This is a genomic window from Pseudoduganella sp. GW821-FHT12E03 (genome assembly GCF_058807115.1).
Genome location: NZ_JBXAQJ010000003.1, coordinates 430,415 through 450,881, shown reverse-complemented (window position 1 = coordinate 450,881; position 20,467 = coordinate 430,415). Strand labels below are relative to the sequence as shown.

Annotated in this window: 16 protein-coding genes and 1 tRNA gene; 8 read left to right on the top strand and 9 right to left on the bottom strand. The window is 60.0% G+C overall.

Features of this window, described 5'->3' with window-relative positions; all coding sequences use genetic code 11:
- The first annotated feature begins 145 nt into the window (after positions 1-145).
- The 5 genes from dusA to AC1RRC_RS09840 all read left to right on the top strand — a co-directional run bounded on the left by dusA (position 146) and on the right by AC1RRC_RS09840 (position 4,662).
- Complete coding sequence (gene dusA / locus AC1RRC_RS09860) at positions 146-1,177, top strand: tRNA dihydrouridine(20/20a) synthase DusA (protein WP_493055276.1); 1,032 nt, start codon at positions 146-148, stop codon at positions 1,175-1,177.
- A 447-nt stretch (positions 1,178-1,624) separates the two neighbouring features.
- The gene (locus AC1RRC_RS09855) at positions 1,625-3,358 is read left to right on the top strand and encodes a methyl-accepting chemotaxis protein (RefSeq protein WP_493055275.1); all 1,734 of its coding nucleotides are present in this window, start codon (positions 1,625-1,627) and stop codon (positions 3,356-3,358) included.
- A 64-nt stretch (positions 3,359-3,422) separates the two neighbouring features.
- A complete protein-coding gene (locus tag AC1RRC_RS09850; protein WP_493055274.1) occupies positions 3,423-3,755 on the top strand; it encodes an energy transducer TonB in 333 nt (110 codons plus the stop codon).
- Positions 3,756-3,799: 44 nt separating this feature from the next.
- The gene (locus AC1RRC_RS09845; protein WP_493055273.1) at positions 3,800-4,141 is read left to right on the top strand and encodes an energy transducer TonB; all 342 of its coding nucleotides are present in this window, start codon (positions 3,800-3,802) and stop codon (positions 4,139-4,141) included.
- 149 nt (positions 4,142-4,290) lie between these two features.
- A complete protein-coding gene (locus AC1RRC_RS09840) occupies positions 4,291-4,662 on the top strand; it encodes a hypothetical protein (RefSeq protein WP_493055272.1) in 372 nt (123 codons plus the stop codon).
- A gap of 232 nt (positions 4,663-4,894) precedes the next feature.
- On the opposite strand, the gene AC1RRC_RS09835 is transcribed toward AC1RRC_RS09840, so the two are convergent.
- Positions 4,895-5,371: a hypothetical protein gene (locus AC1RRC_RS09835; RefSeq protein WP_493055271.1), complete on the bottom strand. Its 477-nt coding sequence runs from the start codon at positions 5,369-5,371 to the stop codon at positions 4,895-4,897.
- Positions 5,372-5,842: 471 nt separating this feature from the next.
- Here AC1RRC_RS09835 and AC1RRC_RS09830 point away from each other — a divergent pair, with 471 nt between their 5' ends.
- Positions 5,843-8,032, top strand: coding sequence for a hybrid sensor histidine kinase/response regulator (locus tag AC1RRC_RS09830; RefSeq protein WP_493055270.1), 2,190 nt, complete (start codon positions 5,843-5,845; stop codon positions 8,030-8,032).
- 194 nt (positions 8,033-8,226) lie between these two features.
- Positions 8,227-9,009, top strand: a complete 783-nt coding sequence (locus AC1RRC_RS09825) for a substrate-binding periplasmic protein (RefSeq protein WP_493055269.1) — start codon at positions 8,227-8,229, stop codon at positions 9,007-9,009.
- A gap of 7 nt (positions 9,010-9,016) precedes the next feature.
- On the opposite strand, the gene AC1RRC_RS09820 is transcribed toward AC1RRC_RS09825, so the two are convergent.
- The 8 genes from AC1RRC_RS09820 to AC1RRC_RS09785 form a co-directional block, all read right to left on the bottom strand.
- Positions 9,017-9,544 (bottom strand): GNAT family N-acetyltransferase, encoded by a 528-nt coding sequence (locus tag AC1RRC_RS09820; RefSeq protein WP_493055268.1) that lies wholly within the window; start codon positions 9,542-9,544, stop codon positions 9,017-9,019.
- 37 nt (positions 9,545-9,581) lie between these two features.
- Complete coding sequence (locus tag AC1RRC_RS09815) at positions 9,582-11,318, bottom strand: ferritin-like domain-containing protein (protein WP_493055267.1); 1,737 nt, start codon at positions 11,316-11,318, stop codon at positions 9,582-9,584.
- Positions 11,318-14,041, bottom strand: coding sequence for a xanthine dehydrogenase family protein molybdopterin-binding subunit (locus AC1RRC_RS09810; protein WP_493055266.1), 2,724 nt, complete (start codon positions 14,039-14,041; stop codon positions 11,318-11,320). Before AC1RRC_RS09810 ends, AC1RRC_RS09815 begins: the two co-directional genes overlap by 1 nt.
- A 42-nt stretch (positions 14,042-14,083) precedes the next feature.
- On the bottom strand, positions 14,084-14,725 hold the full coding sequence (gene udk, locus AC1RRC_RS09805; protein ID WP_493055262.1) for a uridine kinase: 642 nt from the start codon (positions 14,723-14,725) through the stop codon (positions 14,084-14,086).
- Between the two features lie 102 nt (positions 14,726-14,827).
- A tRNA-His gene (locus tag AC1RRC_RS09800) sits at positions 14,828-14,903 on the bottom strand.
- Positions 14,904-15,038: 135 nt separating this feature from the next.
- On the bottom strand, positions 15,039-15,884 hold the full coding sequence (murI, locus tag AC1RRC_RS09795; protein WP_493055259.1) for a glutamate racemase: 846 nt from the start codon (positions 15,882-15,884) through the stop codon (positions 15,039-15,041).
- A gap of 77 nt (positions 15,885-15,961) precedes the next feature.
- Positions 15,962-17,491, bottom strand: a complete 1,530-nt coding sequence (locus AC1RRC_RS09790; RefSeq protein ID WP_493055257.1) for a fumarate hydratase — start codon at positions 17,489-17,491, stop codon at positions 15,962-15,964.
- A 34-nt stretch (positions 17,492-17,525) separates the two neighbouring features.
- Positions 17,526-18,077 (bottom strand): TIGR00645 family protein, encoded by a 552-nt coding sequence (locus AC1RRC_RS09785; RefSeq protein ID WP_493055255.1) that lies wholly within the window; start codon positions 18,075-18,077, stop codon positions 17,526-17,528.
- A 281-nt stretch (positions 18,078-18,358) separates the two neighbouring features.
- Here AC1RRC_RS09785 and acs point away from each other — a divergent pair, with 281 nt between their 5' ends.
- Positions 18,359-20,350 carry an acetate--CoA ligase gene (acs, locus tag AC1RRC_RS09780; protein WP_493055251.1) on the top strand — a complete coding sequence of 664 codons (1,992 nt, stop codon included), beginning with the start codon at positions 18,359-18,361 and terminating at the stop codon, positions 20,348-20,350.
- The last annotated feature ends 117 nt before the right edge of the window (positions 20,351-20,467 follow it).

Genomic DNA, 20,467 nt, shown 5'->3' with positions numbered 1-20,467 from the left:
GTACCGTCATGCCGGCATGGCGGCTCGCAAGCGAACCGCCCTACGGTTGGCCCCGCCGACACCAGTGCCAACACCAGCGCGGGCAGGCGCGGAATCTGCCTGTATAATATGCAGCCCAGTTTTCGCCCCTGCATAGCTTGCCAACATGACCATCCTGTCCGACATCGCCACCGCCGTCCCCGCCGCTACCAACGTGAACGGCCGCCGCCTGTCCGTGGCCCCGATGATGGACTGGACCGACCGCCATTGCCGCGTATTCCACCGGGAAATCACCAAACACACGTGGCTGTATACGGAAATGGTCACCACCGGCGCGCTGGTCTATGGCGACGTGGAGCGCCACCTGCGTTTCAATGAAGAAGAACACCCGGTCGCCCTGCAACTGGGCGGCAGCGACCCGGCCGACCTGGCCACCGCTGCCCGCCTGGGCCAGCAGTGGGGCTACGATGAAATCAACCTCAATTGCGGCTGCCCGTCCGAACGCGTGCAAAAAGGCGCCTTCGGCGCCTGCCTGATGGCGGAGCCGCAACTGGTGGCCGATTGCGTCAAGGCCATGCGCGACGCCGTCACCATCGACGTCACCGTCAAGCACCGCATCGGCATCGATAAAACCGAAAGTTACGACTTCGTGCGTGACTTCGTCGGCACGGTGGCAGACGCCGGTTGCCGTACTTTTATTGTGCACGCCCGTAATGCCATCCTGAAAGGCTTGTCGCCGAAGGAAAACCGGGAAATCCCGCCGTTAAAATATGACTTCGCATACAAACTGAAACAGGACTTTCCCGACTTTGAAATCCTGATTAATGGCGGCATTAAAACCGAATCGGAAATCGACGAGCATTTAAAGTATGTCGATGGCGTGATGCTGGGCCGCGAGGCTTATCACAATCCATATATGATGGCGCGTTTCGACCAGCGTTATTACGGTTCCGATGCCCCCGTGAAGACCCGCGCCGAAGTGTTGGCCGCGATGGTGCCGTATATCCAGGCCCAGTTGGCGAAGGAGGGCGCGCGCGGCCTCAAGATGAACAGCCTCACGCGCCACATGCTGGGCCTGATGCAAGGCTTGCCGGGCGCCAAGCAGTTCCGCCAGACCCTGTCCGACTCGAAAAAGCTGGCCAGCGGCGACGCCCGACTGTTACTGGAAGCCGCTGCGCGGTTACACGGCTTTGCATAATATTTAACACTTCATACTTTCTATGTGGCAATATATCGGCGCAAATGGGTTTCGGCCCGCGCCGCTATCGCTTCATTAATTAACCGCATTTTTAGCCGTTAAAAGATGAAATTCCCATGCAATGTTTGCGTTATCTTGCTTTCTCCGCAGAAAGTTAGGATGCGTAAAATTGAGGCAGTTTTTGCTTGCCCCAGGGAAAATTTTGCCACTATAATTTCGAATATACACACATAGTCACACTCTCCGCTGTGCACCCGCTGTGTACCGTGAATGCGCTGAAAAACCACACATTGTCACAACCGGAAGCGCAAGTTTTGCATTCGCAGTCATTGTTTGTTACTGTCTTTACTTGCGCGGCAGCAACGGGACTTGGCGGATGTCAATCATGCAAGATGAATGCATTCCTGGGTATTTCTTATCAATAGTGTCACTTACAAAGAAGCCGAAATGAATTTTGCAAAAATGAAAGTGGGGACGCGCCTGGGCCTCGGGTTTGCGTTGGTGCTGGTATTCCTGATCGCGGTGACGCTGGTCGGGATTATTCGCATGGCACAGATTCAGGACCGTCTGGACCACGTCGTCAGCTTTAACAGTGTAGTGACACGGCAGGTGATCGACATGCGCAATAACGTCGTCAGCCGTGGTGACCGCCTGCGCGTTTTGACCTTGATGAGCGACTCCGGTGACATGGAACCGGAAATGAAGAAAATCAAGGAAGAAGCGGAAAAGTACGCTGCTGCGCAAAAGAAGCTGCAAGAACTGTTTGCCAAGGAAGGCACCAAGGAAGAGAAGGCCCTGCTGGCGCAAATCGTCGAGCATGAAGGCGCCGCCATGCCGGCCATCGCCAAAGCGTCCGACCTGTGGATGAATGACCAGGCCGAAGCCGCCACCAAGGTCATGATCAAGGAAATCCGTCCAGTCCAGAAAAAATGGATCGAGTCCCTGGACCAGCTGTCCGCGCTGGAAGACAAGCTCAATGAACAAGTCAAGAAAGATGCGGCGGAAGGCTTCTCCGGCGCGCGTACCTTCATGATCATCCTGGGCGGCCTGGCCACCGCCATGGGCATTGCCGCCGCTTATATCATTACCCGCGGCCTGCTGAAACAGCTGGGCGGCGAACCGGATTACACCGCCGCCATCGCCGGCCGTATCGCTGACGGCGACCTGTCCGTGGCGATCGACACCAACAGCACCGACAAGGACAGCCTGCTGGTGGAAATGAAAGACATGCGTAACAGCCTGGTCGGCATCGTTGGCCAGGTGCGCAACGGCACCGAAACCATCGGCACCGCCTCGCGTGAAATCGCCGCCGGCAATACCGACCTGTCGTCGCGTACGGAAATGCAGGCATCGGCGCTGGAAAAGACCGCGTCGGCCATGGAAGAACTGACCTCGACCGTGAAACAAAACGCCGACAATGCCCGCCAGGCCAACCAGCTGGCAGCCAACGCATCGGACGTGGCGCGCAAGGGTGGCGAGGTAGTGTCGCAAGTTGTAGACACCATGAGCTCGATTAATGAGTCGGCCAACAAGATTGTGGATATCATCGGCGTTATCGACGGTATCGCGTTCCAGACCAACATCCTGGCGCTGAATGCCGCGGTGGAAGCAGCCCGTGCCGGTGAGCAGGGCCGCGGCTTCGCGGTGGTGGCGTCGGAAGTGCGTTCGCTGGCCCAGCGTTCCGCCGCTGCGGCGAAAGAGATCAAGACGCTGATCGGCGATTCGGTGGAGAAAGTCGAGCGCGGTTCGAAACTGGTCGGCCAGGCTGGCGTGACGATGGATGAAGTGGTGGATTCGGTGCGCCGCGTGACCGACATCATGGGCGAGATTGCCAGCGCAAGCCAGGAACAGAGCGCCGGTATCGAACAGGTGAACCAGTCGATCATTGAGATGGACAGCATGACCCAGCAAAATGCCGCACTGGTGGAAGAAGCCGCCGCTGCCGCACAAAGCTTGCAAGACCAGGCGTCCGAACTGGCCCGCGTGGTCAGCATCTTCAAGCTGACCGAAGGCGAAGAGCGCAAGCGGGCAGTGCCGGTTTCGACCGCGGTGGTCGCCAAGGCGAAACCACCGGTGGCGCGTCCGCCAGTGAAGAAAGTTGCCGCACCGGCCGCCAGTAAGCCGGCGGCAAAGAAAGTCGCAGCGGCCACCGCGGCCGCCGACGAATGGGAAGAGTTTTAAATAGCAGTGCGGATGGCTGCGAAGGGAGCCGCCATCCATTCAAACCAAGAGAGAATTATTGAACATGACCAAGTATTCGATCAGTTTTATCGCAGCCGCCGTTTTCAGCACGTCCGTTTTTGCAGCAGAAGTCTCCGCCGTTTTCGATGCAAAGAACTGCAAGGCTGAATACCCCAAGGCCTCGCTGTTGAATGAAGAGCAGGGCGCAGTATCGATGTCGTTCCTGGTATCCCCGTCCGGCGACGTGCTGGATTCGAAAGTCGACAAATCGAGCGGCTTCAAGAACCTGGACAAGGCAGCAGTGAAAGCGATCAGTGCTTGCAAATTCAAGCCTGGCACCAAGGATGGTGCTGTGGCGCAGACCTGGACCAAAGTCGACTACGTCTGGAAACTGTAATCCGGCGTCGTTCAACTCCAGCAGATCACACACGGGGAAATCAGATGTTTACGAATAAGCGTTGGTTGAGTGTTATCGCTGCGGTGCTCGTTTCGGGCGCAGCGTTTGCCGCAGAAGTTCCCGCCAGCTTTGATGCAAAGAATTGCAAGGCTGAATATCCGAAAGCCTCGTTGATGAACGAAGAGCAGGGTACCGTCACCATGTCGTTCCAGGTATCGGCCTCGGGCGATGTGCTGGAGTCCAAAGTTGATAAGTCCAGCGGTTTCAAGAACCTGGACAAGGCCGCCATCAAGGCCATCAGTGCGTGCAAGTTCAAGCCGGGCACCAAGGACGGCAAACCGGATATCACCTGGACCAAGGTGGACTACGCCTGGAAACTGGATTGATTTATTGCGATCGGCGTGCCTGCGCCGCTGCAACCGAACCGGCCCTGGTGGCCGGTTTTTTTTCGCGTTTTTTCATGTAACAGCCGGTAAGAAATGCGGAAAGGCGTTCCGGAATTTCCTATAGTGATAGATCAAACTGGAGTCTGTCCATGAAAATTGCGATCCCATCCTTCGGCGTCCTGGCCGCCGTTACCGCCGCCACGGTCTTGTCTGGTTGCGCCGTGCCGGCGCAGCAGCGTTATGCGCGCGCCCAGCCGGTCAACCCTTATGAATGGCATACGGTGTCGGTCACGCCGGTTGCCCCGGGCAGCCGCGTCATCGCGCGCGATACCCGGCCGACGGAATATACGACCGAAGAATTCAGACCGGTGCCGGCGCAGGCACGGGTCGAATATACGACCGAACCGGTTTCTCCCGTGTATGCGCCAGCGCCGGCGTATTACTATCCGCCGGTGACGATCGGGCTGGACTTCGTGTTCGGCAATTGGGGCCACCGCCATTATCGCGGCCGCCGCCGTTGAGGATCGGGGTTTAGTGCACGAAGAAGAACGAGGCTTTGTGCAAGACTTCGGCCGAGCACAGCAGCCAGGTGGAGAGGCCGGCCAGTCCGACCAGCAGCGATCCGAATGTGATGGGGCTAAAGCGAGTCATGGTGCGCTCCTGCAATTCGATGACGGTATGACGTCATCTTAGTAGCGCACCCGCTGGACGGGGATCAGCGGAAAGTCCTCCACCCTGTAGGACTTTGCCTCGTTAAAACTTATCTTTCTTCCATGTTATGTGATCGGACGCCGGCGCGGTATCCATCGCGTTCGACACCGTCAGCCAGTGCACCAGTTTTTCCGGGTGCTTGATGTTGATACCGTTGCCTTCGATCAGGCCGACCAGTTCCAGTTGCTTGGCGTCCAGCTTGCCCTTCGATACGGTCGGCGCCCGCATCACCATGCGGTCGTACGCCTTGCGCACCTTGTTTTCCCATTTGTGCAGGCTGGTTTCATCGAAGCGGTTGCCTTCGAAATACACCGTCAGCGTCCCATCGGGATTGCCGAAGCCGACAATGCCGCACCCCATGCGGATGGTGGCGTTGGCCGCAAAATTGAATTCCGCGGAAGGAACGAAAATACCGGCGCGGCCATCGATATCGGGGTGGCCGATGGGCGTTTCTTTGCTGTAGGTGGACAGCTGGGCCAGGATCTTCTCTTCGGCCGTCAAGGGTTTGTCTTCGGACATGGTCAGCTCGGAAAAGTGGGACGTGGTGGTGATGGCATTGTACCGTCTATTCAATGCCTTAGGGCAACGCGCGACTGCGCAGTCACAATAATATCCGGATAAAAAAAATGCCGTCCATGGGACGGCATTCCGTGCGTTGCACTTATTGGGATGCGGCTGTTGTTAGCAGCGCCCGGCAAGGCCATCGTAGTCCCTGCAGGCTACGTGGCAAGGCTCCCTGCTAGGAGCGTTATTCGGTGCTTGGTATTAAAAATTTGCAACTAAACTTTCTTCTTGGTATGTAAAAATCATACCACCGGCGCGGGAGAATGGCAGTAAAAAACCGTGCAAACCGTGTATCCATGCGCCCTCCGTTGTATTTCCGCACGCCGGGGCGCCAGCGTGGCGTGCCCCGGGATATGCAATCTTTTCTATATCTAATTTGGCAAGTCCGTGTATCATTCGGGGAAATGTTTTTATGGCAACACCCTGATGAGCAACGATCTATTTCAACCCCTGGCCGCTTCCCGTCTGGCCTTCCTGGACGGGGGCGGCGAGTGCGGCGAACGGCTGCGCGCCTGCGATTGGCGCGCGTCCCGCATGGGGGCGCCGGAGCAGTGGCCGCTCAGCCTGCAAATGGCGTTGCGCACGATCCTCGCCTCCAAATTCCCCATGGCGATCCACTGGGGCCGGGACTTGCTGACCTTTTATAACGACGCCTTTGCCCATGTGCTGGGCAGCAAGCACCCGGGCCATCTGGGCCGCCCGGTGATTGAATTGTGGCGGGAAATGTGGGATCAGCTCGGCCCCATTTTTGAACATGTGTTTACGGGCGAAACGTATTACGTGGAAAACGCCAGCTATGCGCCTGAGCGGGGGCATACCCAGCGTGAAACCTACTTCACCCATTGCCACAGCCCGATCTGGGGTGACAGCGGCCAGGTCGAAGGCGTGTTGCTGGTGCTGACGGAATCGACCCGCGAAGTGCTGGCCGAACGCGCGTTCGTCGCGCTGAACCGGCGCCAGGCATTCCAGCTCGACATGGCCGACCAGTTGCGCGCGCTGGGTTCGGCGGCGGAAATCACGGCGGTGTCGACGGAATTGCTGGGCAAGTATTTGCGGGTATCGCGCGTGTATTACTCGGAAATCCATGCCGCCAGCCACACGGCGTTCCTGCAGGGCCTGTGGACGTCGGCGGAAGGCGGCGCCTTGCCGCCGCTGCCCTCGAGTTTCAAGCTCGATGAACTGGGTCCGGAAATCATGGCCATCCTGGGCGATGGCAAACCGTTTGTGGTCGATGACATCCATATCGACCGCCGCACGGCGCCCCACGCGCACCAGTACCAGGCGCTGGGGATCGCCGCCATGGTGGTGGTGCCGCTGATGCAGCAGGGACGGGTGACGTGCGCGCTGAACTTGACGATGGCCACGCCGCGCCAGTGGACCCGCGACGATATCTCGATGACGCAGGATGTGGTGCAGCGCACCTGGGAAGCGGCGGAGCGGGTGCGCGCGGTGGCGGCATTACACGCGGAACACGACGCCAGCAAGCGCGCGCAAGCCGCGCTGCGCGATGCGGACAGCCGCAAGGATGAATTCCTGGCGATGCTGGCGCATGAATTGCGCAATCCGCTGGCGCCGATCGGGACCGCCGCGGAATTGCTGCGCCGGTTCCAGTTCGACGAAGCCACGGTCAAGCGCACCAGTGAAGTGATTTCACGCCAGGTGCGCCACATGACGGGATTGATCGATGATTTGCTCGACGTGTCGCGCGTGACGCGCGGCATGGTGGCGCTGAAAAAGGAAACGCTGGATTTCCGCACCGTGGTGTCGCACGCGGTGGAGCAGGTGCGGCCGCTGATGGAAGCGCGCCGCCACCGCTTCAATGTGCACCTGCCGCAGGAAGCCGTGTTTATCCATGGTGACAATAAGCGCCTGGTGCAAGTGCTGGCCAACCTGCTCAACAACGCCGCCAAGTACACGCCGGAAGATGGTTTTGTGGAATTGCGCGTCAGTGTGCGGGGCGAAAACATCACGGTGACGGTGCGCGACAACGGCGTCGGCATGCGTCCGGAATTGCTGGCGCGCGCCTTTGACTTGTTTGCGCAAGACGAGCGCACCCTGGACCGCTCCCAGGGCGGCATGGGCCTGGGCCTGGCGCTGGTGCAACGCCTGGCGGAAGCGCACCACGGCAGCGTGGCCGCGCACAGCGACGGCATCGGCAAGGGCAGTACCTTTATCCTGCGCCTGCCGATGGCGCAGCCGGGCGCGGACAGCGCGGTGCTGGCCGACAGCGGCGGCGCCGACCCCGTGGCCCGCAACCTGAAATTGCTGGTGGTCGACGATAACGTGGATGCCGCCAGCACGCTGGGCATGGTGTTGTCCGATGCGGGCCATACGGTCCGTGTGGAAAACCATCCGTATGCCGGCATGGATGCGGCCCGCGCCATGCGGCCGGACGTGTGCCTGCTGGACATCGGTTTGCCGGGCATCGACGGCAATGAACTGGCGCGCCGCCTGCGCGCCCGGCCGGAAACCGCCAACGCGGTATTGGTGGCGATTACCGGGTATGGACAGGAACGCGACCGGCAGGAAGCGTATTCGGCCGGTTTCGATTATCACTTCGTCAAGCCCGTCGACATGACGCGGCTGTTTGCCTTGCTGGCGCGGGTGGAGCCCTGAAAAAAAATCGCTGCAGCGGTTTGCACCGGTGCAGCGAACAGCCCCATCAACTTGGCTTAAATCATTAGGTCCATTGTAGGCATTTCGGGCGGCCTCGACTTCGATTCCCTCAATCTTTTTCATGTTGCGTGTTACTCTGGAGACAAATTGCATAAAGGGAGTGAGTGGTGTTCTCGACGTGGTGTCGGAAAGTCATGACGCTGGCGGCCATTTCCGCCATGTCTGCCGTGGCGCCGGGTTGGGCCGGCAACGAGCCGCCTGTATCGGCGGCGCCTGCGCCTGCACGGTTCCGCCTGTGTTCGATGGATGTCGACTATCCACCCTATGCGCGGGTCGATGGCACCGGCCACCTGCAATACCTGATGCAGCAAGCCGCGCGCGGCATGGGCGTCGAGCTGGAGCGCCGCGTGGCACCGCGCCGCCGCTGCGTGGAAGAGTTGAAGGCCGGCCTGGTCGATGGCATGGTTGGCGCGTATTCCGCCGAACGCGCCGAATACGCGGTGTTTCCCACGGCGGGCAATGGACTCGATGAGCGAAAAGCCATGGCCGTGCCGCGTTATTTCCTGTACCGCCGCAAGGGGACGCCACTGGACTGGGATGGCCAGCGCCTGACCGGACTGGGGGATGGCCGCATCGGCGTGGAATCCGGGTTTGTATTCATCATCGAGCGCCTGCAGCAACTGGGCGTTGCCTACGACGATGGCAGCAAGGCGCTGGACCCGAATGTCGCCAAGCTGGCGGCAGGGCGGCTCGATGGCGTGATTGCGATGGAACTCGAAGCGGACCCATTGGTGGCGGCGCGCTATGAAGGCAAGATCGAGCGGGCCGGTAAACCGTTTGAGCAAACGCCGCTGTACCTGATGATGTCGCGCCAGTTCCATGCCCAGCATGCCCGCTTCGCCGACCGCTACTGGCAGGCGCTGGCCGAGTACCGCACGACCGCCGATTACCGCCAGTATCAGCAGTCGCGTCCCTAGCCGGCGGTTACTGCCAGTCCCACACGATCACCTGCCACGGTGATCCTTGATTGATTTCCTTGAAACCGACACCGGCGTGCGCATGCATCGAGCGCAGGTTTTTACGCGACACATCGGTGGCGACGAAATCAAAGTGCGCCCGCATTTCCTCGCGCAGCTTGTGGTACAGCCCGCGGAACATGCCCTGGCCCCGGTAACCATCGGCCACGCAGACCTGGCCCATGACGAAGTAGCGCGCATCCGCTGCGCGCCAGGCGTCGACCGCTTCAAACATGTTGCCAATCTCGGGAAAGTATTCCTTCGCTTCCGGCAGCAGTACTAGCGTATAGCCGACCACCTGGCCGCCATCTGTCGCGATCACATGGCGGTACGGGCCGCACACGGATTCCAGCAGCGGCACTGTGTACTGCAGCGTCACGAACCCCTGCTCATCCTGCCCCGGCGCGGCGCCAGGCAGGTTGGCGCGCTGCAGGGCAAGGATTTGCTCGAGGTCGGCGCGGGATTGGGCGGTGGTGTAGGTGAGGGTGGGTTTCATGGTTCCAACGAGTTGGCATGGCGATGTTTCGCGCTGATTAAAGTTGACTGCTCGCCGCTTTATCCTTTGCCCTTTCCAGTGTTTCGACAGGGCTGTTGGCCTTCATTTCCTGCATAAAGGTTTTAATGCAGTCGAGCGGATAATCTTCCGGCAAATGACGCAGCACTTCCTGTTCGCAACGGGTGATTTCCTCGCACATTTCTTCCATCAAATGCAGCCGGTCCGGATCCGTCAAGCCAGGGGAATAGGTCATGGGCAAGGTGTCGAACGGAATGCCCACGCCATTGCTAGCCAGGAACTGGCCAATGCTGCGTATCGGTCCCCACATGAGGCGGCGCGACGCTTGCAGCAGGCGGCCATCGTGCATATGCGACCAATCGAGCGCCATGCAGACCAGCCAGTAATACAAGTTGGACAGCCAGGCCACTCGACGAAATGCCGGCGCCAGGATGGCGCCGTCGGCACCCTCGCATGCGCTGGGATTGGAGGGTAATGGATATGCCGGGTAGTCGGGATGCTGCGGCGGCAATTCCCATGGGTTGTCCACGCCGGAAAATGCGGGGTGCGTCCCAAGCAAAATGCCGCTGAATAATTCAAAGTGCCCGCCTTCGCCTTCGTCCTTGATCTTGCCCAGCTCGCTGCGCCAGTGCGCATAGTCGAGACCGGGGAAATGGCCGGACGTTTCCAGCTCGGTCAGCAGGTGCAGAATCCGGTCGTAAATGCTGCCAACTGGATTGAGGCGGACATAGCGGCTCAGCCAGCGGTTGACCGCTTCGCTGATCGGGTTGCTATTGTCCGGCAGGATCTGGCCGTGCGGCGCTTCGATATACGCGTACTTGGCAACGCTGCCGGGACTGAGCGGCTCCAGATGCACAGGAAACGGATAGACATCGGATTCCAGCGGGAATTGCTGGCGGCCCAGGTTGGGGCGGGCCCCCAAGGCGACCAGCAGCTGGTTCACCGTGTACAGGTGCACCATTTCCTCCACCGCCACCCCGAGCAGGCTGTTGGGCGGGCCGCCATGGCGGTGGGTGCTCCAGCCGGCCAGCATGGCATAGCGCGGCAGCTTGATGGAAAACACCGCATACAGGTACTGGATCATCAGCGAATGTTCGATTTCCGCCGCCGAGCGCAGTAGCCGGATCAGCTCCAGGTGTGCCGACGCGAACGTGCGGTGAGGCCCCTGCGCCGCCGTCTTGAAGTAGGGCTGCGGTGGCGGTGGTGGTGGCGTGGGCGCCGCGTCGGGAACCTCATCTGGATCGGCGCCGATCGCGCCGGCCGCCAGCCGTTTAATCGACGCGTAATATTTTGCATACCCCGTGCATCGGCAAAAGTTTTCGCCCAATGCGTCCTGTATCAGTTGCGGCAGCTGTTCCGGCGGGACGGGCTTGACCTTCAACTGTTCGAGCAAGCCGATGGTCGACATGATAAAGCCGGGCGCGCAATAGCCGCACTGGAACGCGAAGTTGTCGACGAATTCCTTTTGTACCTGTGCGTACTCGGTGCCGGCGACCGACTCAATGGTGTAGATGTGTTGGCCCTGGCAATGGCGTAACGGTGTCATGCAGCTTTGTTGCGCGCGCCGGTGGCCAGCCTTCGGATCGGCCACCAGCACCGTGCAGGCGCGGCATTCGCCGATTCCGCATCCATGCTTGGTGCCCCGGGCCTGGAGGCCTGGGTCGTCATGCAGCAGGTTGAGCAACGACCTGCTGCCGTGCGCCATGGTGTTCACTTCCTGGTCGTTGACTGTCAGGTGGACGTTGATTTTATCCATTAATGTTTTCCCTCAAACGCGCTCAGGATGAATTGACGGGTCAGTGGCAATTGCAATCCGTTGAGCCAGTCATAATTGCCTGACGCATGGGCAATGGCGTTAGCCAGCGCCGGTGCGACGGTGGTCATCACGGCTTCCGCAATGCCTTTCGAACGTGCCTTGGGCTGTCCGTCCGGCAGGATGCTGACACCGCTGGGCAGCGGTATCAATTCCAGCGTGTGCCGAACTGGCGCCACGTTTTTGAACCGCGGCGCCCGGTACGTATGGAAGTTCATGAAATCCGCGTCGCGCGGATCGTCGGGAATTTGTTCCGACAGCGCGAATCCAAGGCCCATGGCAAAGCCGCCTTCGGCCTGGCCTTCAACGATTTCCATGCTGATGATGTCGCCCGCGTCGAGGATGGAATGGCAGGACAGCACGGTCAAGCGGCCGCTGTTCGTGTCGACCGTCACTTCGACCAGGTGGCCTGCCGATGCATAGAGCGAACGCTGTGGCGCACCCTTCGGTGGATCTTCCGGCGTGACGGGCAGGGTGTGCCATGCGTTGGTGAATTCCGCCTGGATCGCAATCCCATCGAGGAAGACCGGGGTTTTTTCATCGTCGATGATCGCGGTGGCTTTGCGCCAGCCATTTTGGAACGCGGCGTGACACATGACACCGCTCCACAGGTGTTTGCCGCGGATCGTCTCGAGCAGCGTGGTGCGCTTGACCGGCTCCGCGCCGGGGATATGAAGCGAGTCGCCTTCCCAGCGGTATTCGCGCGGAAGGGCTGCGAGTCCCAGGATGTGCTGTGCGGCCGGCAGGAAGCCATGCTGCATTAACAGTTGGCAGGCTTCGCGGATTGGGTGCACGTGGATAAAGGCAGTCCGCGATGCGGTGCTGGAACTGTGTTTCAGCTGGCTGGTAAACGGCGCTTCGAATATGCCGGTTTCGGCGAGCTTGATGTCGTCCATGCCTGGCCTGACACCAAGCAGCGCTTCCACCACCAAAGCAAGGGAAGTACGGCTGCCTTGCCCCATTTCCGCCGCGTCGGAATAAACAATGACATTGCCATCGTGTGTCAGCCGCACGGCGCCGAACACGGGATCGCTGGATGCCCCGTAGGCTTCCATATTGGCGGCAAAGCCCACGCCGTATGCCAGACCCTGGTCACGCATGTCAATCTGGCGCTGCTTGCGGTTGATCCATATGTCATGGGCCTTGGCTGCCTCGATGACTTCGCGGTTGGCAACATGGAAGTTGAGTTTATAACCGGCCGGGTCCATGTCGCCATTCTTGAACAGGTTCCGCAGCCTCAATTCGATGGGATCGAGCTTGAGGTTGGCCGCGATCCGGTCCACCAGGGTCTCGATATGCAGGCATGCTTGCGGGATGCCGAAGCCGCGCGATGGGCCGCAGGGCGTATGTGGCCGTAATGACGCCATGCCGTGCAGGGATGTCTTGGGGATGCGGTAGGGGCCGGTCAGGTGCAGGGTGCCCAGTGCCACGATGGCGCTGCTTAAATTGGCCTGGATGCCGGCGCCCAGCACGTAATAGGACTCGAGCGCCAGGAATTCCCCTGAAACCGGGGCGGCGCGCAGGGACGACTGGACGATGGAAGAGTGCCGTTTGAGGCCGAGTAAGAATTGCTGAAAACGGTCCCAGCGCAGCCGCACCGGGCGGTCCTTGGCAGACACGGCAGCCAAGGCCAGGTAATAGACGAACAGTGAGCCGTTGCGGCCACCAAAACCACCCCCTATATCGTGGTTTTCCGCATTGCATTCGACTTTGTCTTTTTCTCCGACAGGCAGTGCAGCTTTATAGGCTTCGATTGCCGAGCCGGCATTGCCAATGTCGCTGAAGATGTTTTGACTGCCGAGCTGCAGATGTAGGCGTTTGGTCGCGGATTCGTACCAGGCCAGTCCGGACTCCGGTTCCAGGAACGCGTTATCCCCCAGCATGGTGCCGGTTTTATGCGTATACACGTTGGGATCCGGCGATGCTGTGGAAGTCTGCCGCACCGCCGCCTTGACTTCGTTATAGACGTCCCAGGCTACTTTGTCCGTGTCGATGTTGTCGTTAAAGCGCGGCATGGGCGGCATGCCGACATTGCGCGTTTTGAATCCCGGCAGGTCGCTTTTGAACGCGGGCTGCTTGTCTGGTGTTTTCAGGTAGCTGATCGCACCGGTGCTGGCTTTGGGGAGCAGCAACTGTTGCCATGCTTCGAGATCATCCTCAAGCGAGAAGCGGCGTTTGAGGCTCTCGTCATGCGCATACTTGCCCTCGAATTGGCTCAGTTCGCGCAAATACTGGTTGGCAAAAAAGGCGGTTTCACTGTCTTCGTACAAGGCGATCGCAATCGGTTGGCCGAAGAAATCCGGCTTTTTGCCAACGGTGGCAAAAAGAGGCAGGTTGCCAATTTCTCCGAGGGCCAGCTTGGCATCCCCTGGTGGCTGAAATACCTGATTCGGACGCACCGCCTCGGGCAGTTGCTGGCTATCCCATGGCTTGATTTCGTGCTCAAGGGTCCTCGAGCAGACCAGGATGGCTTCAAGCGGCGGTGGCGCCTTGTCCCATTCCTTAATATTACGTGGACCAAAGTCACTGATGAAAATGCGTTCGCCCTGGCTTTTTGCAGGCCCTTCGGTTCGTCCCATCGGTTTCCCCAGTCGGCTACAACAAGTTGCATGAAGTATATTTGACTTAGCGTAACACCGATGCCGTTGAAAGCACAAGATTGCCAAGTAGATATCTTTAGGGGAGTTTCAGGGCGGCGGGACGGGGGCTCAGTTTCGCTTCAGATTGCCAATCACGCTGGCGACCTTGGTGGTAATCACATCCACCGCCGGCCCATTGGCGCCGTGCGGCAAGATCACGTCGGCATGGCGCTTGGTCGGCTCGATGAATTGCTTGTACATCGGGCGCACGGTTTCCATGTATTGCCCGATCACGCTCTCCATGCTGCGGCCGCGTTCGGAAATGTCGCGCTGCAAGCGGCGGATAAAGCGCACGTCCGACGCCGTGTCGACGAAGATCTTCAGCGACATCTGCTCGCGCAAGTCGGCGTCGAACAGGGCAAACAAGCCCTCGATGACGATCACCGGCGCCGGTTTCACGTGAATGGTCCGGGTCGAGCGGTTGTCGATGGTGAAGTCGTATTCCGGCATCTCGATCGCTTCGCCGTTGCGCAGCGCCTGCACTTGCTGGATCAGCAGCGGCCAGTCGAAGGCGTCCGGGTGGTCGTAGTTGGCCTTGCGGCGCACGTCGGGGGCGAGGTGGGTCTGGTCGCAATAGTAATCGTCCTGCATGACGACCGACACCACGTCGGCGCCAAACGCGGCCAGTACTTGCTGGGTCACCGTGGATTTGCCACTGCCGCTGCCACCAGCGACACCGATCACAAACGGCGGGGAAGAAGTTGTATTCATTATTCGCGGGACGCGGGGAGCGTCGTGACGGTCGAATTAGCGCTAGCTTGCGCCAAACGGTACCAAATGAAAAGCCCAGCGCGAGGCTGGGCTTTGGAATTTTGGGGTGACTGATGGGGCTCGAACCCACGACAACAGGAATCACAATCCTGGACTCTACCAACTGAGCTACAGCCACCGCTGTTTTACTGCTTTACTTCTTCTGTCTTTGCTGTGTTCTGCAAGACAGGACCGAATTATATAGGCGGATACGGAACTTGCAAAGGGTAATCGCCACTTTTTTATGAAAATAGCGGCTTACTTGCAATGTTGCTTAAATTTTCAGCGTCTCCACCGCAACATCGAGCTGCAGCAGCGAACGGAACGCGGGCGCCAGCGCATCGACGCCGCCGGTGGTGTAACCGCGCAGCTGGGGCGGGTGGCCGACGCTGCCCGGACGCTGCAAGCCGCCACCTTCCAGCAGGCGCGCCAGCTGGCGCGCCACCGCGCCGCCGGTGTCGATCAGCGTCACGTCCTGCCCGCCGCCCGCCAGCACCGCCCGTTCAATCGCCGGCAGCACAAATGGGTAGTGGGTGCAGCCCAGCACCAGGGTATCGGCGCCCTGCGCCAGCAGCGGGGCGATGAACCCGGTCAGCAGCGCATCGGTGGCGGGGCTGTCGAGTTCTCCCTGTTCGATCAAATCCACCAGCCCGGGGCAGGGCTGTAGCAGGAATTGCGCGCCGGTGGCCGCTGCAATCTGGTCGCGCAGCAGCAGCAGCTTTTCACCCTGCAGGGTGCGCACGGTGGCCAGCACGCCGACCTTGCCGTTGCGCGTGGCCGCGGCGCCCGGCTTTAAGCCCGGCTCCACGCCGACCACCGGCAATTCCGGATAGTGCGCGCGCACCGCCTTGATGGCGGCCACGGTGGCGGTATTGCAGGCCACCACCAGCGCTTTGACGCCTTGCCCGGTGAGGTAAGCGGCGATCGCCAGTGCGCGCTCGACCACAAATGCCTCGGTCTTGCCGCCATAGGGCGCGTGGCCGGAATCGGCCAGGTAAATCAAGTGCTCCTGCGGCAGCTGGGCGCGGATATGGCGCAGCACGGACAAGCCGCCGACGCCGGAATCAAAGACGCCGATCGGGGCGTCCGCCGGGGTAGGGAAGGGAGGGTGTGAAGTCATTCCAGCAGTATATACGCCGCAAATAAATAAGGCGGATCATGAAGATCCGCCTTGCAGGGTGATGCGTCCGATGCCGCTTACTTGGTGACGACCGCCACGTTCAACTGCTCGATCTTGGCTTGCCACTCTTTAGGACCGGTGTTGTGCACCGAGGTGCCCTGCGAATCCACCGCCACGGTGACCGGCATGTCGACCACGTCGAACTCGTAGATCGCTTCCATGCCCAGGTCTTCGAAGCCCACTACTTTGGCGTGCTTGATCGCCTTCGACACCAGGTAAGCCGAGCCGCCCACCGCCATCAGGTAAGCCGACTTGTGCTTCTTGATCGATTCGATCGCCGTCGGGCCGCGTTCCGCTTTACCGATCATGGAAATCAGGCCGGTTTTTTCCAGCATCATGTCGGTGAACTTGTCCATGCGGGTGGCGGTGGTCGGACCGGCCGGGCCCACCACTTCGTCGCGCACCGGATCGACCGGGCCGACGTAGTAGATCACGCGGTTGGTGAAGTCCACCGGCAGGCTTTCGCCCTTGGCCAGCATGTCCTGGATGCGCTTGTGCGCGGCGTCGCGGCCGGTCAGCATTTTGCCGTTCAGCAGCAGGGTCTGGCCCGGCGCCCACGATGCGACTTCTTCTTTCGTCAGGGTGTTCAGGTCGACGCGCTTGGATTTTTCGGTATCCGGCGCCCACGACACGTCCGGCCAGTCGGACAGCTTCGGTGGTTCGATGTAGGCCGGGCCGGAACCGTCCAGCACGAAGTGCGCGTGGCGGGTGGCCGCGCAGTTCGGGATCATGGCGACCGGCTTCGATGCCGCGTGGGTCGGGTACATGTTGATTTTCACGTCCAGCACGGTCGTCAGGCCGCCCAGGCCCTGTGCGCCGATGCCCAGCGCGTTGATCTTGTCGCACAGTTCGATCCGCAGTTCTTCGGTCTTGTTGCGTGGACCGCGCTGCTTCAACTCGTACATGTCGATGTCTTCCATCAGCGACTCTTTCGCCATCAACATGGCTTTCTCGGCCGAGCCGCCGATACCGATACCCAGCATGCCAGGCGGGCACCAGCCGGCGCCCATCAGCGGGACGGTTTTCAAGACCCAGTCCACCAGCGAGTCGGACGGGTTCAGCATGACGAACTTGGTCTTGTTCTCGGAGCCGCCGCCTTTGGCCGCCACGCTCACGTCCACCGTGTCGCCTTCCACCAGTTCCATATGCACCACGGCCGGGGTGTTGTCCTTAGTGTTCTTGCGGTCGAAGTGCGGGTCGGCCACGATCGAGGCGCGCAGCTTGTTGTCCGCGAAGTTGTAGGCGCGGCGCACGCCTTCGTTGATCGCGTCGGTGACGGTGCCGGTGAAGCCTTCAAAGCGCACACCCATGCCGATCTTCAGGAAGACGTTGACGATACCGGTGTCCTGGCAAATCGGACGCTTGCCTTCGGCGCACATGCGCGAGTTGGTCAGGATCTGTGCGATCGCATCTTTTGCAGCCGGGCTTTGCTCTACTTCATAAGCGCGCGCCAAATGCTGGATGTAGTCGGCCGGGTGGTAATAGCTGATGTATTGCAGCGCGGCGGCTACGGATTCGATCAGATCGTCTTGCTTTATGATGGTCATGGTGAACTCGCTAGAGATGAAAATAAATACGCGGTCAGTGGTGCTTTGTTGTCATTGCCTGAGTTTTGGTCATCAGGTGATCCGTGTACGCGATCGCGATCGTGGACAGCAGGAATACGCAGTGAATGCCGGTCTGCGCGATGAGGGTTTTCGTGTCATACGAACTGGCATTGATAAACGTCTTGAGCAGGTGGATCGACGAAATGCCGACGATCGCCATTGCCAGCTTGGTCTTCAGCACGGACGCGTTCACGTGCGACAGCCATTCCGGCTGGTCCGGGTGGCCTTCCAGGTGCATGCGCGAGACGAAGGTTTCATAGCCGCCCACGATCACCATGATCAACAGGTTGGAAATCATGACCACGTCGATCAGGCCCAGTACCACCAGCATGATGGTGGTCTCATTGAGTTTGGTGGGGGCAGGCGCACCCGCCACGGCCACCGCGTGGAAGATGTGTTCCAGCGACGCGGCGTTGCCCATGGCCGCGCCAATCAAGTCTTTCAGTTCGACCCAGAAGTGGAACACATAGACGCACTGCGCAAGGATCAGGCCCAGATAGAGCGGCAACTGCAGCCAGCGGGACATGAAAATGAACGCCGGCAGTGGCGACATCTTGAACGGTTGTTGATTAGGATCACGGTCCGCCATTGAAAACTGACTCCTTTACTGCAGAAAATTAATGCCGACATTCTACATGTGATTGCCCTGCTGCACCGCAATGCGCCGACTTGCCGTAAAATTGCAGAAATGCTCATTCACATACCAATTAAATACCAGTTGATCATGGTTGGATGGGACTAGTAAGGCATCAGTAAGCGACTACATTTATGGTGTAGTCAAAATGATTACCACACGGAGACTTCAGCATGACATCGCAGACCACGGAACAACAAGGCCCACAAGAATCCCGCCTCTTCAATCCACCGGCATCGTTTGTGGCGAACGCCACCGTGTCCGGCATGGACACCTACAACGCGCTGTGCGCCGAGGCCGCACAAGACTATGAAGGTTTCTGGGCCCGTCTGGCCCGCGACAACGTGGAATGGAAGGTGCCGTTCACGCGCACGCTGAACGAAGACAATGCGCCATTCTACAAATGGTTCGAAGACGGCAAGCTGAACGTGTCGTACAACTGCCTGGACCGCAATCTGCAAAACGGCAACGCGGACAAGGTCGCCATCATCTTCGAGGCCGATGACGGCGCCGTGACCAAGGTTACTTACCAGCAATTGCACGAAAAAGTCTGCAAATTCGCCAACGGCCTGAAATCGCGCGGCATCAAGAAGGGCGACCGCGTGATCATCTACATGTCGATGTCGGTGGAAGGTGTGGCGGCGATGCAAGCCTGCGCCCGTATCGGCGCGACCCACTCGGTGGTCTTCGGCGGCTTCTCCGCCAAGTCGCTGCAAGAGCGCATCATCGACGCGGGCGCCGTGGCCGTCATCACCGGCGACGAGCAGCAGCGCGGCGGCAAGTTCCTGCCCCTGAAAGCCATCGTCGATGAAGCGCTGGCGCTGGGCGGCTGCGACACCATCAAGGACGTCATCGTCTACAAACGCACCGGCAACCCGATCGCCTTCACCGAGGGCCGTGACACCTGGCTGCACGACCTGGTGGCCAAGCAGAGCGCCGAATGCGAACCGGAATGGGTGGAAGCGGAACATCCGCTGTTCATCCTGTACACGTCCGGCTCGACCGGCACCCCGAAAGGCGTGCAGCACTCGACCGGCGGCTACCTGCTGTGGGCCAACCTGACGATGAAGTGGACCTTCGACATCAAGCCGACCGACGTGTTCTGGTGCACGGCCGATATCGGCTGGGTCACCGGCCACACCTACATCGCGTATGGCCCGACGTCCGTTGGCGCGACCCAGATCGTGTTCGAAGGCATCCCGACCTTCCCGCACGCGGGCCGCTTCTGGGAAACCATCGCCAAGCATAAAGTGTCGATCTTCTACACGGCGCCGACCGCGATCCGTTCGCTGATCAAGGCGTCCGACGCCGACGCGAAAGTGCATCCGAAGAGTTTTGATGTGTCGTCGCTGCGTTTGCTGGGTTCCGTCGGCGAGCCGATCAATCCGGAAGCGTGGATGTGGTACTACAAGAACGTGGGCGGCGAAAAGTGCCCGATCGTCGACACTTTCTGGCAAACCGAAACCGGCGGCCACATGATCACGCCGCTGCCGGGCGCCACGCCGATGACGCCGGGTTCCTGCACCTTGCCGCTGCCGGGCATCATGACCGCCATCGTCGATGAAGCGGGCCACGATGTGCCGAACGGCCAGGGCGGCATCCTGGTGGTGAAACGTCCATGGCCATCGATGATCCGCACCATCTGGGGCAATCCGGACCGTTTCAAAACCAGCTACTTCCCGGAAGAGTTCGGCGGCAAGTACTACTTGGCCGGCGACGGCGCGATCCGCCACAAGGACACCGGCTACTTCACCATCACCGGCCGTATCGACGACGTGCTGAACGTGTCGGGCCACCGCATGGGCACGATGGAAATCGAATCGGCGCTGGTGGCCAACCCGCTGGTGGCGGAAGCGGCCGTGGTTGGCAAGCCGGATGAAACCACCGGCGAATCGATTTGCGCCTTCGTCGTGCTGAAACAGGCCCGCCCGAGCGGCGACGAAGCGAAAAAGCTGGCGCTGGAATTGCGCAACTGGGTCGCCAAGGAAATCGGCCCGATCGCGAAACCGAAGGAAATCCGCTTTGGCGACAACTTGCCGAAGACCCGCTCGGGCAAGATCATGCGCCGTTTGCTGCGCGTGCTGGCCAAGGGCGAGGCGATTACGCAGGATGTGTCGACGCTGGAAAATCCGGCGATTCTGGAGCAGTTGAAAGAAGCTTCCTGACGCGGTAGTCCATAGAGAAAGCCCGGCCACGCACTGGCCGGGCTTTTTTTATTTGCATGGAACAGTTGTGGTGGAAGACTTGGGCCGGTGCATAGCCAGTACTTGCGCACAATTGGA